At 73.7% G+C, this 15,291-nt stretch carries 13 protein-coding genes; 5 read left to right on the forward strand and 8 right to left on the reverse strand.

Annotation, left to right across the window (positions count from 1 at the left end; translation table 11 throughout):
- Positions 1–60 precede the first annotated feature (60 nt).
- Positions 61–1,428 (forward strand): bifunctional folylpolyglutamate synthase/dihydrofolate synthase, encoded by a 1,368-nt coding sequence (locus ACGFNI_RS21850; protein WP_393686116.1) that lies wholly within the window; start codon positions 61–63, stop codon positions 1,426–1,428.
- A gap of 33 nt (positions 1,429–1,461) precedes the next feature.
- On the opposite strand, the gene ACGFNI_RS21855 is transcribed toward ACGFNI_RS21850, so the two are convergent.
- From ACGFNI_RS21855 to ACGFNI_RS21865, 3 genes are all read right to left on the reverse strand, one after another.
- Entirely contained in the window at positions 1,462–2,409 is a 948-nt protein-coding gene (locus tag ACGFNI_RS21855; RefSeq protein ID WP_393686117.1) for a hypothetical protein, read from the reverse strand.
- Positions 2,410–2,587: 178 nt separating this feature from the next.
- Positions 2,588–3,040: a GNAT family N-acetyltransferase gene (locus ACGFNI_RS21860; protein ID WP_393686119.1), complete on the reverse strand. Its 453-nt coding sequence runs from the start codon at positions 3,038–3,040 to the stop codon at positions 2,588–2,590.
- Positions 3,041–3,128: 88 nt separating this feature from the next.
- Entirely contained in the window at positions 3,129–4,613 is a 1,485-nt protein-coding gene (locus tag ACGFNI_RS21865; protein ID WP_393686120.1) for a PLP-dependent aminotransferase family protein, read from the reverse strand.
- Here ACGFNI_RS21865 and ACGFNI_RS21870 point away from each other — a divergent pair.
- Together ACGFNI_RS21870 and ACGFNI_RS21875 are read left to right on the forward strand one after the other, a co-directional pair.
- Positions 4,612–5,643, forward strand: a complete 1,032-nt coding sequence (locus ACGFNI_RS21870; protein WP_393686122.1) for a DMT family transporter — start codon at positions 4,612–4,614, stop codon at positions 5,641–5,643. The two genes, ACGFNI_RS21865 and ACGFNI_RS21870, sit on opposite strands and share 2 nt — an antisense overlap.
- A gap of 201 nt (positions 5,644–5,844) precedes the next feature.
- The gene (locus ACGFNI_RS21875) at positions 5,845–6,048 is read left to right on the forward strand and encodes a DUF1918 domain-containing protein (RefSeq protein WP_393686123.1); all 204 of its coding nucleotides are present in this window, start codon (positions 5,845–5,847) and stop codon (positions 6,046–6,048) included.
- Positions 6,049–6,181: 133 nt separating this feature from the next.
- Here ACGFNI_RS21875 and ACGFNI_RS21880 read toward each other — a convergent pair whose 3' ends face one another.
- Positions 6,182–7,444, reverse strand: a complete 1,263-nt coding sequence (locus ACGFNI_RS21880) for a glycoside hydrolase family 10 protein (RefSeq protein ID WP_393686125.1) — start codon at positions 7,442–7,444, stop codon at positions 6,182–6,184.
- 234 nt (positions 7,445–7,678) lie between these two features.
- Between ACGFNI_RS21880 and ACGFNI_RS21885 the strand changes: the two genes are divergently transcribed.
- Both ACGFNI_RS21885 and ACGFNI_RS21890 read left to right on the forward strand, forming a co-directional pair.
- Positions 7,679–8,548, forward strand: a complete 870-nt coding sequence (locus ACGFNI_RS21885) for a 3-hydroxybutyryl-CoA dehydrogenase (RefSeq protein WP_393686126.1) — start codon at positions 7,679–7,681, stop codon at positions 8,546–8,548.
- 410 nt (positions 8,549–8,958) lie between these two features.
- Positions 8,959–9,216: a hypothetical protein gene (locus ACGFNI_RS21890; RefSeq protein ID WP_393686128.1), complete on the forward strand. Its 258-nt coding sequence runs from the start codon at positions 8,959–8,961 to the stop codon at positions 9,214–9,216.
- Between the two features lie 55 nt (positions 9,217–9,271).
- Here ACGFNI_RS21890 and ACGFNI_RS21895 read toward each other — a convergent pair whose 3' ends face one another.
- The 4 genes from ACGFNI_RS21895 to pheS form a co-directional block, all read right to left on the reverse strand.
- On the reverse strand, positions 9,272–9,802 hold the full coding sequence (locus ACGFNI_RS21895) for an NUDIX hydrolase (protein ID WP_393686130.1): 531 nt from the start codon (positions 9,800–9,802) through the stop codon (positions 9,272–9,274).
- A gap of 64 nt (positions 9,803–9,866) precedes the next feature.
- The gene (locus tag ACGFNI_RS21900) at positions 9,867–11,207 is read right to left on the reverse strand and encodes a transcriptional regulator (protein WP_393686132.1); all 1,341 of its coding nucleotides are present in this window, start codon (positions 11,205–11,207) and stop codon (positions 9,867–9,869) included.
- A 249-nt stretch (positions 11,208–11,456) separates the two neighbouring features.
- Complete coding sequence (gene pheT, locus ACGFNI_RS21905) at positions 11,457–13,982, reverse strand: phenylalanine--tRNA ligase subunit beta (RefSeq protein ID WP_393686133.1); 2,526 nt, start codon at positions 13,980–13,982, stop codon at positions 11,457–11,459.
- On the reverse strand, positions 13,982–15,106 hold the full coding sequence (pheS, locus tag ACGFNI_RS21910) for a phenylalanine--tRNA ligase subunit alpha (RefSeq protein ID WP_393686134.1): 1,125 nt from the start codon (positions 15,104–15,106) through the stop codon (positions 13,982–13,984). The genes pheT and pheS overlap by 1 nt, the downstream gene beginning before the upstream one ends.
- Between the last annotated feature and the right edge of the window lie 185 nt (positions 15,107–15,291).

The raw sequence follows: 15,291 nt of genomic DNA on the forward strand, positions 1-15,291 counted from the left end.
GGCCGGGACGGGTGACCGCGACGCCGGTCCGCGGCCGGGCCTGCGGCATGATCTCGTGCCATGGATTATCAGCAGGCCGAGAACCTCACGACCGGCCCCCGGGCGACGCCGTTACCTGTCAAGAACTACCTTCCCCCGCTGCTCGACGCGCTGGACCGGCCCGGCAGGGAGCTGCGGGGCATGCTGGTCGCCGGGACCAACGGGAAGGGCTCGACCTGCGCGTTCGCGGTGTCGGGTCTGGCCGCCTGCGGGCTGCGGGTCGGCAGCATGCCGGGCCCGCACCTGCAGGATTCCACCGAGCGCATCCGCGTGAACAACGTCCCGGTCTCGCGCTCCGCCTACACCGCCGCGTACACCGAGGTCGACGCCGCGGCCCGGCGGCTGAGCGAGCCGCTCGACGCGCCCGCGCTCCGGGCCGCCGCCGCGGTGATGCACTACCGGCGGGTCGGCATCGATCTGGCGGTGATGGAGGCCAGCGCCGGCGGGCGGGACACCGCGGTGAACTCGTTCGACCTCGGCGTGAAGGTCATCACCAACGTGGCGCTCGACCACACCGACATGCTGGGTGACACCTACGCGCAGATCGCCTGGGCCAAGGCCGGGGTGGTCAGGGACGGCGACCACGTGCTGCTCGGCGACCTGCCGCCGGAGGCCGAGCAGATGGTGCGTCACGTGCTCGCCGACCACAGCGGATTGACGGTGTGGCGCCTCGGCGAGGAGATCCGCGTCACGGCCGGTGCCGCCGATGCCGTGCCCGGGACCGCGTACGAGGCGAAGGCGGGCGACGGGCCCTCGTCGGTGGCCCCGGCGCAGCGGACGGTGGCGCAGGTGAGCACCCCGCTCGGCACCCACCGCGACCTGCCCTGTCCGCTGCGCGGCGCCCATCAGGAGCGCAATCTCGCGCTGGCGGTGGCGGGCATCGACGCGCTGCGCGAGCGGGGCCTGGTGCCTGGCTTCACCGAGCGCCGGCTGCGGGAGGGCCTGGCGGCCACCACGTGGCCCGGCCGGCTGGAACTGGTGCGCCCCGCCCGGCTGGACGACTGGTCCGGTTCGGTCCTCCTGGACGGGGCGCACAATCCGCACAGCGTGGCGACCGTGATACCGGAGGTCCGGCGGATGGCGGACGCGGGACGTGCTCCCGTCCTGGTCTTCGCGACGAAGGAGACCAAGGCCGCCGCCGAGATGCTGGCCGAACTGCCCGCGGAATGGCCCCTGTTGGTGACCGTCACCGGATCGTCGCCGGCAGCCGACCCGGAATACCTCGCCCGCTGCGTCGCCGGCCGCCCGCACACCCACCGCGCCCCTGACGTATCCACGGCGCTGCGGCACGCGGCCCGGCTCACCGGACCTGGCGGCCTGATCGTGGTCATCGGTTCGCTGGCCCTGGTCGGCGAGGCCCGCACCCTGCTGGGGCTTCCGCCGGGCTGAGGAGGAGTGCGGCGACGTCCCCGGGGAATCGGGTCAGCGCCGGCCGGCCCTGCGGGTGCCGTGCCGCCGAGCGGTCGCCAGGCCCCAGCCGACCGCGCCCGCCAGCAGGGTGCCGCCCATCGCTGCGGCACCCACGCCGGTGCCGGTGGCGCCGCCCGCCCCGGTCTTCGAGCCGCCCTTGGGCATGCCCTGGTGCCCGGCGACGACCTTCATGGTTCCGGTGAGCTTCACTTTCCGGCCGGATTCCGCGGCGACGGTCCGCTGCACGGCGCCCGTGGGCCCCGCCTGGACGGTGGGTGAACCGGGCGCCGGTGCCTGCCGCTCCCCCGGCAGGCTCTCGGTGCCGGTGCCCGGGAGGCCGCCGTCGGCACCGGTCCCGAAGCCGGGCGGCTCGGCGCCCGCCCCGCCGTCGCCGGGCAGCGGCATCCCCAGGTCCCCCGCGCCGTCGTCCGGCAGTTCGGTGCCGTCACCGGGCAGTGCGCCGCCCGGTGCCTCCTGGCGGCCGTACGCGCCCGCGCCGCCCTCGCTCCCGTCCGGGGTGCCCGAAGCGTCCGGGGGCAGGACGTCCTGCTGTCCCTTGGGGACCACGCCGTCCTGCTGCTCCTTCGGCGGCTTGTGGGTACCGCCGCCCCAGGAGCCGGAGCCGTCGTGGCCACCGCCCCCTCCGCAGGTGATCGTCACGGTGTACGTACCGGGCTCGGTGGCCTTCGGGACGGTGCCGGTGCCGCCCACCTGGTTGCTGAGCATGGACAGCTTCATCTTCGGGATGCCCGCGCCGTCGAACGTCGCCTCGCCGCCCCCGCCCGGACACCGGCCGCCGTCGAAGACGGAGAACTCCTCGCCGGGGGACACCGGATCGGGCTGGATGATCACCGAGTCCGTGCCGCCGGCCGCGAGGGCGGGGCCCGCGCAGGTCAGGGCCATGGACGCCGCCAGGGCGCCGGTCGCCGGTGCGTGCCGCAGGACGTGCCGTATCTGCATACAGCGAGCAGAACGCGGCGGTCCGCAGGGCGCATGTCGGTGGTGGGCGCCCCGGCCGCCCCGGTCCTGGCCCCGGGCCGGGGACCGGGGCGTTCCCGCAGGTCAGGTGGGTGGGTACGCCGGTCGGGTGGCCGCTGGGCCGGATGGGGCAGGCGGGCGGCGGTCCCCCGGCACCGGTTCATCCGGCGAGCGGGCCCGGGTCGGCAAGACCGAGGGTCATCCACTGTTCGGGGGCGGCCAGGGCACGGAAGCCGGCCTTCTCGTACATGCCGTGCGCGTCGGTGGTGGCCAGGGTGATCCGCGGCAGGTCGCAGGCCGCGAGGCGGTCGGCGACGGCCTCGACCAGGGCGCCGCCGAGGCCCTTGCCGCGGTCGGTACGTCCGACGTAGACATCGCAGAGCCAGGCGAAGGTGGCGTGGTCGGTGACCACCCTGGCGTACGCCGCCTGACGGCCCGAAGCGGACTCGTACAGGCCGAAGTTGAGCGATCCGGCGATGGCCAGGTCCTGCTTCGCGCGGGGGCGGCCCAGGGCCCAGTAGGCGTCCGTGGACAGCCAGTGGTGGATGAGGTCCGCATCCAGGCGGGCCGGGTCGGTGGAGATCTCGTAGCCTTCGGGAAGGTGAGCGCTCATGCCGGGAGGTTCGCAGATCCGCGGGGCGCCCGTCGAGCCGTTTGCGCGGGACGGCGCGGGGCAGCGGGCCGGCACCGTCCCGCATCGCTCAGCCGCCGGTGACCTCACCGAAGGCGGCGGCCAACCGGCGGGCGCCCTCGGCGAGTTCGGCCGCTCCGGTGGCGGACGCGAAACCCAGGCGCAGGTGCGGGGCCGGCGGTTCGGCGGCGAAGTACGGGCGGCCCGGCGCGATGGCGACACCCGCGCGCAGGGCGGCGCCGGTGAGCGCCGGTTCGGACGTGCCGTCCGGCAGCCGCAGCCAGAGATGGCAGCCGCCCTGCGGGACGCGCAGGCCGTGGCCGTACCCCTCGCCCCGCGCCGGGCCGGGTGCGGCGAGGCCGGGCAGCAGCTCGTGCAGGGCGGTGGCCAGGGCATCCCTGCGGGCCGCCAACTCCCGTGATATCAGCCGGAGATGGCGGCTCCAGGACGGCGATCCGACCAGTTCGAGTGCGGCTTCCTGGAGCGGGCCCGACACGAAGAAGCTCTCGACGACCTGGATGGCGCGCAGCCGGTCGCGGACCGGGCCGCGGGCGGCCAGCGCGCCGACCCGCAGGCTGGGCGAGGTCACTTTGGTGAGCGAGCAGACATGGACGACGGTGCCGTCCTCGTCGTCCGCCATCAGCGTCGGCGGCAGCGCGGGCGCGTTCTCATGGACCAGCCGGCGGGCGAAGTCGTCCTCGACCACGAACGCGCCCGCGGCGCGCGCCACCCGCAGCACGTCCCGCCGCCGCTCCGCGCTGAGCACCGTGCCCGTCGGGTTCTGGAACAGCGGCTGGCAGACGACGAGCCGGGCGCCGCTGGCCCGGAACGCCTCGGCGAGGAGATCGGCGCGGATGCCGTCCCCGTCCACCGGTACCGGCACCGGGCGCAGCCCCGACGCGCGGGCGGCGGCCAGGATGCCGGGGTAGGTGGGGGCTTCGACGAGGACCGGGGCGCCGGGTGCGGCGAGCGCCCGCATGGCGGCGGTCAGGGCGCTCTGGCCGCCCGCCGTGACCAGGACGTCGCTCGCGGCGACCGCGCCGCCCGGCCCGCCGATCTCCCGCGCGAACCACGCGCGCAGCTCCGACACGCCTTCCACGGGCGGGCGCCGCCAGGCCCCGGGGCGCCGGCCGGCCCGCGCGAGGGCGGCGGCGAGGGCGCGTTCGGGCTGGAGATCGGGGTGGAGGTAGCCGCCGTTGAGTTCGATGACGCCGGGCGGTGGCACGGCGAGCGTCGCCAGCACCCCCTCGGCGTCGACGCTGCGCGGCACCTGGTCGGCGGCGCCCTCGGCGCTCAGCGCAATCGCCTGCCAGGAGGTGTCGACGGGCCGGGACGACCGGGTGTGCGGCTCGGCGCGGAACGCACCGGCGCCGGGGCGGGTGGTGACCAGACCCTCGGCGGCGAGTTCGGCCAGCGCGCGGGAGACCGTCACCGGACTCACGTGGTACCGCTCGACGAGCGCACGGCTCGATGGCAGCTTCTCTCCCGATGAGTAGCGGTTCACCTCTTGGCGGAGGGATGTGGCGAGTTCGGCGACACTGCTACGCTCATACATGAGAGACAACGATAGCGCTACTGCCTCGCTCGCGATAGCGGTCGACGGCGCCGAGGCCCCGGCAGGCCGCCCGGCCGACGGCACCGCCGGACGCCGCACCGCCCCCGGGATTCAGGGCACGGCACACGACTCGGTGGATGCGGCAGTGGATCCGACCGCCGCGCCGGGCCACGGCTTCGGCCGTGGCGCGCTGCTCGCCGCACTCGGCGTCGCCGCCTTCTCGCTCACCTTCCCCGCGACCGCCTGGGCCCTGGAGGGCGCGGGCCCCTGGACCGTGGTGATGCTGCGCAGCGTGCTGGCCGCGGCCGTCGCCGGAGTGTGCCTCGCGCTGTGCCGCGTACGGATACCGGAGCGGCGCCACTGGGCGGGCATCGCCATCGTCATGATCGGGGTCGTTCTCGGCTTCCCGCTGCTCACCACGCTCGCCCTCCAGACCTCGACCACCTCGCACGCGGCCGTTGTGGTCGGCCTGCTGCCGCTGACCACCGCCGCCTACTCGGCACTGCGGACCGGGGCGCGCCCCTCCCGGACGTTCTGGATCGCCTCGTTCGCCGGTGCCGCGGTCGTCATCGGATTCGCGGTGCAGCAGAGCGGCGGCAGGCCGAGCACCGGCGACCTGTACCTGTTCGGCGCGCTGCTGGTCTGCGCGGCGGGCTACGCGGAGGGCGGCAGGCTGGCCCGCCTGATGCCGGGCTGGCAGGTGATCGCCTGGGCGCTGGTCCTCGCGCTGCCGGTGACCGTGACGGGCACGGCCGTCACACTCGCCACCGAGCCGCTGCGGCTCACGCCGCACACGGTGGCCGGTCTCCTGTGGCTCGCGGTCGGCTCGACCTTCGTCGGCATGGTCGTCTGGTACCGCGGGATGGCGGCCATCGGCGTCGCCAAGGCGAGCCAGGTGCAGCTGGCGCAGCCGCTGCTGACCCTGGTGTGGTCGGTCGCGCTGCTCGGCGAGCGGCTGCCGCCCGCGGCCCCGGTGGCGGCGTGTGCGGTGCTGGCGTGCATCGCGGTGACCCAGCGCTCCCGCGGCTGACGGCCAGGGAGCGGCCCGGCGGGCGCGGGCGGCGGTGCCGTCGCCCGGATGCACGGACGGGCCCCGGACGTAAACTTGCCGCAACGGCATGTACCGCCGTCCGGGCCGTCCCCGGCCCGTAATCCGCTGGCCGTTGTGCCGCCCGGCCGTCGCGTTGCCGGCCGTTCGGCCACCCGGCCATCCCAGGCGGGAGGATCCCTGATGCACGCCACCACGGGCGACCAGCTGCTGGTGCACGGCAGGACCGTCGGGCAGCACGACCACGTCGTCAAGATCATCGAGGTGCTGGGCGAGAACGGCACCCCTCCCTACCGTGTCCGCGGCGAGGACGGCCATGAGGCGATCGTGTCGCCGGGGCCCGACGCGGCCGTCCGGCACGAAGAGCCGCCCGGCCCCATGAAGTAGGCCCGCCCCCGCGTCCCGTCCGCCGCGCCTGACACTGTCACGGACGCCGCCGCCCGCCGCGCGGGGCCTTTCCGGCACCCGCGACGGGACCACAGGGCAGCGGCGGCCTCGCGCTGCCCGGATGCGCGCCGCCTCACCCGGGCGGCCGGGACGCCGGGAGGCGCGCCGGCGTCCCGTAGTGGTCGGCGACGACCCGTGCCATGGCGCCCGACCGGTCGGCAGCCACCTCCTTCGCGGAGAAGAAGATGTGGCCGCCCACCTGCGGATACCGGCCGGCGAACGTGAGGTGGCGGGAGAGTTCGGCGGGGTCCTGCCAGGGGGCGGGCTGCGCCGGGTCGCCCGCCTTGTAGAGCGCCTCGCCGATGAAGAGGTCCGTGCCCGTGCCCGCCACCGTCCGCGCCCACCACCGCACGATCTCGGCGTAATCGGCGGCCTCGAAGCCGAGGTTCCAGTACGCCTGGGGCGCGAGGTAGTCGAGCCAGCCCTCGCGCACCCAGCGCCGGGTGTCGGCGTGGAGGTCGTCGTAGGTCTGCACACCGGCCCGGGTCGCGGAGCCCGCCGGGTCGCTCTCGCGGTTGCGCCAGACCGCGAACGGGCTGACGCCGAAGCGCACCCGGCGGCCGGTCCCGGTGAGCCGGGCGATCCGGGCGGACAGCTCCCGGATCAGCAGGTCGGTGTTGGCCCGACGCCAGGCCGCGCGGTCCGCGAAGCCGCCGCCGTGCGCCGCGTACGCCGCGTCGTCGTCGAAGGTCTGCCCGGCGACCGGATACGGGTAGAAGTAGTCGTCGAAATGCACACCGTCCACGGCGTAGCGCCGGACCGCGTCCATGATCGCGTCCTGGACGAAGCGGCGGACCTCGGGCAGCCCGGGGTTGTAGTAGAGCTTGCCGCCGTACGGCAGCGCCCAGGCGGGACGGCGGCGGACGGGGTGGGAGGGGGCCAGCAGAGCGCGGTCGGTGTGGCCTGCCACCCGGTACGGATTGAACCAGGCGTGCAGCTCCAGGCCGCGGCGGTGGGCCTCGCGGACCGCGAAGCCGAGCGGATCCCAGCCGGGGTCGCGGCCCTGCTGCCCGGTGAGGCAGTCCGACCACGGCTCGTACGGCGAGGGCCACAGGGCGTCCGCGGTGGGCCGCACCTGGAAGAAGACGGTGTTGAGGCGGCGGTCGGCCGCGGTGTCGAGGTGGGCGATGAGTTCGCGCTGCGCGGCGGCGGGCGCGAGGCCGGGCGCCGACGGCCAGTCGCGGCGGGCGACGGTCGCCAGCCACATGCCGCGCAGCGCGCGGTGGATCTTCCCGGGGCCGGTGCGCCCGGTGGCCGTCGCCTCTCCTTCGACGAGGAGCGACGAGGCGGCGCCCAGTGCGGCCACCGCGAACCCCCGGCGTGTGATTCGTCTCATGAAAAGCCCCCAACTTGTCCGGTTCATCCCATTCTTCGAGGTCAGAATGCCCGCCCCGGGGCCCGGTGCCTCCTACCGCTCGGAGTAACGTCGGGGGCGAGGCGGTCGTCGGAACCCTTTGGAGCCCGCCTTTGCCCCCGACCGGATCAGCTCGCGACCCGAGCCCGGCCTGCGCGGGTGAAGGCGGGCTCCTGCGACGCGCCGCCGGTCCTGAAGATCAGCGAAAGGCACGAGGTGACGGACACTTTCACCGACATCGCACGCGTCGGAGTGGTCGGCTGCGGCCAGATGGGCGCAGGCATCGCCGAGGTGTGTGCCCGCGCCGGGCTGGACGTCATGGTCGCCGAGACCACCGGCGAGGCCCTGGAGCTGGGTCGCACCCGCCTGACCAACTCCCTCGGCAAGGCAGCCGAACGCGGCAAGATCACCGCCGCGGAGCGCGATGCGACGCTCGGCCGACTCAACTTCACCACCGACCTCGGAGAGTTCGCCGACCGCGACCTCGTGATCGAGGCGGTCGTGGAGAACGAGCAGGTCAAGACCGAGATCTTCCAGGTTCTCGACCAGGTCGTGACCCGGCCGGACGCGATCTTGGCATCCAACACCTCGTCGATCCCGCTGGTGAAGCTGGCCGTCGCCACCTCCCGCCCCGACCAGGTCATCGGGATCCACTTCTTCAACCCGGCGCCCGTGCAGAAGCTCGTCGAGCTGATTCCCGCGCTGACCACCGCCGAGGAGACCATCACCCGCGCCGAGACGCTGGTGCAGGACGTGCTGGGCAAGCACGCGATCCGCGCCCAGGACCGGTCGGGCTTCGTCGTCAACGCGCTGCTCATTCCGTACCTGCTCTCGGCGATCCGGATGTTCGAGTCGGGGATGGCCAGCCGCGAGGACATCGACCGCGGCATGGAGCTGGGCTGCGCGCACCCGATGGGTCCGCTCAAGCTGTCGGACCTGATCGGTCTGGACACCGTCTCCTCCGTCGCCGCCTCGATGTACGAGGAGTACAAGGAGCCGCTGTACGCCGCTCCCCCGCTGCTCGCCCGCATGGTCGACGCGGGACGCCTCGGCCGGAAGTCCGGTTCGGGCTTCTACGCGTACTGAGCCGCACGCCGCGACGGCCCGCTCCCCTCGGGGACGCGGGCCGTCGCGCTGTCGTGGCGGCTGCACGCCCGGAGCTGACCTGGCGTCCGCCCGCCGCTCGGGGGGACGGCGGGCGGACAGCGGCCGGCGGGCGCCCGTCCGCCGGCCGCTCCCCCCGTGGCACCTTCGAGTCAACTACCGTACGGGCGGCGGCAAAAGCGTGTGAAACGGCCAACCCGGAGCGCGCGGTTCGCACCCCGCGTGAACCGGCCTGCTCCGCCCCGGAACTCACTCTCCGTCACTTCACACGGGGTGTGCGCCGGTGACCCCCATTGCCCCTCCGCACACGCTCCCGCCTTTCCTTCCTGGGCAGTTGACTGGTGTCGTACGGATAACACGGACGATTCCGGAGACGGAAAGAGGAGCGGAAAGTGACCGCCCACCCCAAGCCCGAGCTGGTAGCCACCGATGTGGCGGAGCTGAGGCGCTGCCTAGACGTGCGCACCGCCCGCGTCGACGGCGAACTGGCGCTGCTCGCCCAGCGTTCCGCGCAGTACGAGCGTGACGCGGGCGAACTCCAGGCCCGCGTCACGCAGTTGGAGAGCGGACGCTGGCCACTGCCCTCGCTCGCCGCGCTCACCGGCATCGCGGCGCTCGCGGTGGCCGTCTGGCAGGTCCTGGTCAGGTGACCGCTCGGCAGGCACCGGCAGGCGACAGCCTGCCGGGCCCGCGGCGGGCCGGGGCTCAGCCGAGCCGGAGATGGTGCAGCATCAGCAGGGCAGCCGCCATGTTGGCGGCCGGCACCTCTCCCCTCGCCACCATGTCGGGCACCAGCTTCAGCGGCACCCACTCCCGCCGGTCGGACTCGAAGCCGTCCTCGGGCGGCCCGGTATAGGTCCCCTCGTCCGACCAGTAGATGTGGTGCCGGGCGTCGGTGAGGCCGTTGGACGGCTCGACCGACAGCAGATGGGTCAGCGGTCCCGGCCGCCACCCGGTCTCCTCCTCCATCTCCCGAGCCGCGGCCGACGCGATGTCCTCGCCGTCCTCGACGACACCGGCGGCCAGTTCCCAGCCCCAGGTGTCGGTGATGAAGCGGTGCCGCCACAGCAGCAGCACCTCATTGGCCTCGTTGACCACCGTGGCCACCGCCACCGGCCGCATCCGGATCAGGTAGTGATCCAGGTGCCGGCCGTCGGGGAGCCGCACATCGGCGAGATTGACCCGGAACCAACGGTTCTCGTACACGGTCTCTTCCGCGAGATTGTTCCAACGCACTGTCTGCCACCTTCCGCGGTTGTCCGGCAAGGTGACACGGGCCCGGGTCAGGGCAGGGTCGCCCCTACAGCGGTACGCGCAGCACCTCGTCGATGAGATCGGCCGCCGCGTCCGTCGCGGAGCTACCGGTCTCCGCCAGATGTTCGCGCACCGCCCGCAGCCGGTCCCGCAACCGTTGTGACTCCACTCCCCTGGCCCGCTCGGTCATCTGCGCGGCGTTGGCCGCCGCCCGCTCCGCGTCGCCCTGGCGCAGCTCGATGTGGGTGAGCATGGCCAGCCGGTGGACCCGGCCGCGGTCGTGCGCGGGGGTGTCCACGGCGGCGTCCGCCTGCTCCCGTGCGGCCCGCAGATCACCGAGGCTCAATAACGCCTCCGCGACCTGTACGTTCACCAGACCCGGCTGGACGTAGCCGGTCTCCACCGGTTCGAGCCCCGGCCTGATCCGCTCGGCCGCCGTCTCCGCGCGCCGGATGCAGGCCAGCGCGCCCGCGCCGTCGCCGAGCCTGGCGTAGGACTTGGCCTGCATGGCGTAGAGGTCGGCACTCAGCGCCGGGGTGATCTGCGGCCCCGCGGCCCGCAGCGCGGCCTCCGCGAAGGCCACCGCCTGCCGGTACTCCCGTACGAAGAGGGACTGGTTGACGAGCAGCGCGATGATGTAGGCGCCGAGGCCGCGGTCACCGCTGGCCTTGGCCAGCCGCAGGGCCTGGTGGAAATAGCGCTGAGCCAGGCCGAGCGCGTCCGAGTCGTAGGCGCAGATGCCCGCGACGGCCACCAAGCCGCCGGTGGCGCGGTGCAGTTGGCGCCCCGTCGCGTCGCTGTAGCTGCCGCGCAGCAGCGGCGCGGCCTCGGTGTTGAGGAAGCCGACGATGCGGGTCCTGGTCGCGACGCCGCCCGCCTTGCGGTACAGGTGCTCGTAGTGGGTCCTGGCGGCCCGCAGCATCTCGATGTCGGCCATGCCGACCCGCGCCACGCCGTCCCGGGAGACGTCGGAGTCCTCCGGCGGGTTCTCCCACTCCCAGACGGGGATGACCGCGGACGTACCGGTCAGCGCGGGGGCGTCCACGACGTGCGCGCGCTGCTGCTCGTCGGAGCGCCACAGCGCGGTGGCCCGCTCGACGAATCCGGAGAGCGGGGTGTCGGGGGTGGCGTGGCCCGCACCGGGGCGGCTGAGGCCGATGTCGTCCAGGCCCACCGCGCGGTGCAGCCGGTCGCCGAGTACCTCACAGATCAGGTCGGGGACCTGGCCGCGCGGGCGCTGGCCCTTCAGCCAGCGGGCCACCGCGGTGTGCTCGTAGCGCAGGGCGAGGCCGCGGCTGCGCCCCAGATGGTTGATGCGCGCCGCGAGCCCGGCGTGCGAGATGCCCGCCTCGTCGAGGATCGCGTCGAGCAGAGTGTTGGGCTCCATGCCGGCCTCCCGGTGAGCCGGGCCCGCCCACGGGCCGGCGACTCATGACTGGATGCCTCCAGTCGGCGTACTGACTCCGTGCCGTCAGGGTAGTGAACCGCGCTTCACACGGGGTGTGAAGGGAACCGCGCAACTGCCGTGCGGGGCGGGCCGGTTGAGCCGTCCCGGTGGAAAGGGGTGAGGGCGCGCACCGGCCGTTTCGCCGGTGCGCGCCCTCACTCCGTGCCGTCGCCGGCCGCGGGCCTGCCGTCAGCCGCGCAGGGCCGCTCCGGTGTGCTCCGCCGCCGCGGCGACCGCCGCGTCACGGGCCGCCGACGCCTCGTCCGCGGTCAGCGTGCGGTCGGCCGCACGGAAGCGCAGCGCGTAGGCGAGCGACTTCTTGCCCGCGCCGACCTGCTCGCCGCTGAACACGTCGAACAGCCGCAGCGACTCCAGGAGTTCACCCGCGCCCGCCCGCAGCGCCGCCTCCACGTCGGCGGCCGGCACCGTGTCGTCCACGATGAGCGCGACGTCCTGGGTGGCGACCGGGAAAGTGGAGATCCGCGGTGCGCGCAGCGGGCCTTCGGCCGCCCGCTCGACGCGGTCCAGGTCGATCTCCATCGCGCAGGTGCGCTCCGGCAGCCCCAGCGTCTTGATGACCCGCGGGTGCAGCTCACCGGCGTTGCCGACCAGCACCTCCTCGCCGTCGATCTGCGCGAGCAGCGCGGCGCAGCGGCCCGGGTGCCAGGGCGCCTGCTGGTCCTGGCGGACGGTCAGCTCGACTCCGGCCTCGCGGGCGACCGTGCGCCCGGCCTCGACGGCGTCCGCCCAGGTCGACGGGCGGCCCTTGCCCCACCAGCCGGCCTGCTCGCGGGCCCCGGCGAGCACCACGGCGACGCGCCGCGGCTGCTGCGGGAGCGAGGCGTTCAGCCCGGCGATCTCCTCGTCGGTCGGCCGGCGGTCGACGGGCAGCCGGACGGCCGGCTTCTCGTCGCCGGTCGGCCTGAAGACCTGGCCGGTCTCGAAGAGGGCGAGATCGTGCGTGCCCCGGCCGTCGTTCCGCCGCAGCGCGCCGAGCAGGCCCGGGATCAGCGTCGTGCGCAGATCGGGCTCCTCGTCGGAGAGCGGGTTGACGAGGGTGACGGTGTTGCGCCGCGGGTCGTCCGGCGCGATGCCGAGCTGGTCGAGCACGGCGGAGCCGGTGAACGGGTAGTTCAGGGCCTCGACGTAGCCCGCACCTGCCAGCGCCCTGCCGACCCTGCGGTGCAGCCGCTGACGCTCGGTCAGGCCGCGGCCTGCGGGCGGCAGCGGGAGGGTGGAGGGCAGGTTTTCGTAGCCCTCCAGCCGGATGACCTCTTCGGCCAGGTCGTTCGGCTCGCTCAGGTCGGGCCGCCAGGACGGCACCGTGACGACCAGCTCGTCCTGCCCGTAGACGTCGCAGCCGACCTGCTGGAGGCGGCGGACGACGGTCTCCCGGCCGTAGCCGACGCCGGCGACCTTGTCCGGGTGATCGGCGGAGATGGTGATCGTGCGCGGCCCGCTGGGCGAGACGATCTCGGTGACGCCGGCCTCGGCGGTGCCGCCGGCGAGCAGCACCAGGAGGTCGGCGGTCCGCTGTGCGGCGGCCGACGCCGCGGCCGGGTCCACACCGCGCTCGAAGCGCCGGGACGCCTCCGACGACAGCTTGTGGCGGCGGGCCGTACGGGCGATGGAGAGCGCGTCGAAGTGCGCGGCCTCGATCACGACGTCGGTGGTGCCGTGCACCTCACCGGTCTCCGGGTCGGTGGTGCCGCCCGCGATCTCGGTGTTGGCGCCGCCCATGACACCCGCGAGACCGATGGGGCCGCGGTTGTCGGTGATGACGAGGTCCTCGGTGTCCAGCACCCGCTTGGTGCCGTCGAGGGTCGTCAGCTGCTCGCCGCCGGTGGCACGGCGGACGCCGATCGGCCCGTCGACGGTGGAGCGGTCGTAGGCGTGCAGCGGCTGGCCCAGTTCGAGCATCACGTAATTGGTGATGTCGACGGCGAGCGAGACCGGACGCATCCCGGCCTTCTGCAGGCGGCGCTGCAGCCAGATCGGGGAGCGTGCCTCGGGGTTCAGGCCGGTGACCGTACGGGCGGTGAAGCGGCTGCAGCCCAGCGGGTCGGCGACCTGGACGGTGTAGCCGAAGGAGTTCGGCGGCGGCACGTCGAGCAGCGCCGGGTCGCGCAGCGGCAGGCCGTAGGCGGTGGCGGTCTCGCGGGCGACGCCGCGCATCGACAGGCAGTAGCCGCGGTCCGGGGTGACGGCGATGTCCAGCACCTCGTCGACGAGCTGGAGCAGCTCGATGGCGTCGGTGCCGACCTCGGTCTCCGGGGGCAGCACGATGATGCCGCCGGTACCGTCGTCGCCCATGCCCAGCTCGTCGCCCGAGCAGATCATGCCGTGCGACTTCTTGCCGTACGTCTTACGCGCGGCGATCTTGAAGTCGCCGGGCAGCACGGCGCCGGGGAGCACCACGACGACCTTGTCGCCGACCGCGAAGTTGCGGGCGCCGCAGACGATCTCCTGCGGCTCACCGGTGCCGTTGGCGTCGCCGACGGCGACGGTGCAGAAGCGGATCGGCTTCTTGAAGCCCTCCAGCTCCTCGATGGTCAGCACCTGACCGACGACGAGCGGGCCCTTCAGTCCTTCGCCGAGCCGCTCGACGGTCTCGACCTCCAGGCCGACCGCGATGAGCTTGGCCTGTACGTCACGGCCGGACTCGGTCGTCGGCAGGTCGACGTACTCCCGCAGCCAGGAAAGCGGGACACGCATCAGATCTCCATCCCGAACGGCCGGGTGAACCGGACGTCGCCCTCGAACATGTCGCGCATGTCTTCCACGTTGTGCCGGAACATCAGCATCCGGTCGATACCGAACCCGAACGCGAACCCGCTGTACTTCTCGGGGTCCACGCCACAGGCGATCAGCACCTTGGGGTTGACCATTCCGCAGCCGCCCAACTCGATCCAGCCTTCGCTGGAGCAGGTACGGCAGGGCCGGTCGGGGTTGCCCACGGACGCGCCACGGCAGACGTAGCAGACCATGTCCATCTCGGCGGACGGCTCGGTGAACGGGAAGTAGTTCGGCCGCAGCCGGGTCGTCATGCCGGGCCCGAAGAGCGCCTGGACCATGTGGTCGAGGGTGCCCTTGAGGTCCGCCATGGTCAGGCCCTCGTCGACGGCGAGCAGCTCGATCTGGTGGAAGACCGGCGAGTGCGTGGCGTCCAGCTCGTCGGTGCGGTAGACCCGCCCCGGGCAGACGACGTACACCGGCGGCTCGCGGTCGACGAGCGTACGGGCCTGGACCGGCGAGGTGTGGGTGCGCAGCACGACACCGGACTCGTCGTCCTTGGTGCCCTCACCCTGGACGAAGAAGGTGTCCTGCATCTGGCGCGCGGGGTGGTCGGGCACGAAGTTGAGCGCGTCGAAGTTGAACCACTCGGCCTCGACCTCGGGGCCTTCGGCCACCTCGTAGCCCATCGCCACGAAGACGTCGGCGACCCGCTCCATGAAGGTGGTCAGCGGGTGCCGGGCGCCGGAGGGCTGCCGGTCGTAGGGCAGCGTGACGTCCACCGCCTCCTCGACGAGCACGCGCGCGTCGCGCTCCGCCTCCAGCTCCTCCTGGCGGACCTTGAGCGCCTGGTTCACCCGGCCGCGGGCCTGGCCGACGCGCTTGCCGGCGTCCGCCTTGGCGTGCGGGGGCAGTGCGCCGATCTCGCGGTTGGCCAGCGCGAGCGGCGAACGGTCGCCCGCGTGCGCGGCCTTCACCTCGCGCAACGCCTCCAGATCGGCCGCGGCGGCGATGGCGTCGAGCGCCTCGTCCGTCCGCCGGGTGATCTCTTCCGGTTTCAGGGCTTCGACCTCGACAGGGTCGTACGACTTATTGGGTGCGGACATCTCTTCCCGTGCTTCCGGTGGTCTGGCTTGGCTTGGCTCGCTTCGCCTCGGCTCTTCTGATCACAAACCTCGGATCCGAGCCCGCGCTGTGCCCGCGATGCCTGTGCGCCAAAGGTGCCAAAGGGCAAGTCTAAGGGGAGGGGCCGACAGGGCTGTTCCGAGCCCCGGCCCGGGGTGCCCGCCGT

It is taken from the genome of Streptomyces sp. NPDC048644 (assembly GCF_043199105.1).
Classification (GTDB): domain Bacteria; phylum Actinomycetota; class Actinomycetes; order Streptomycetales; family Streptomycetaceae; genus Streptomyces.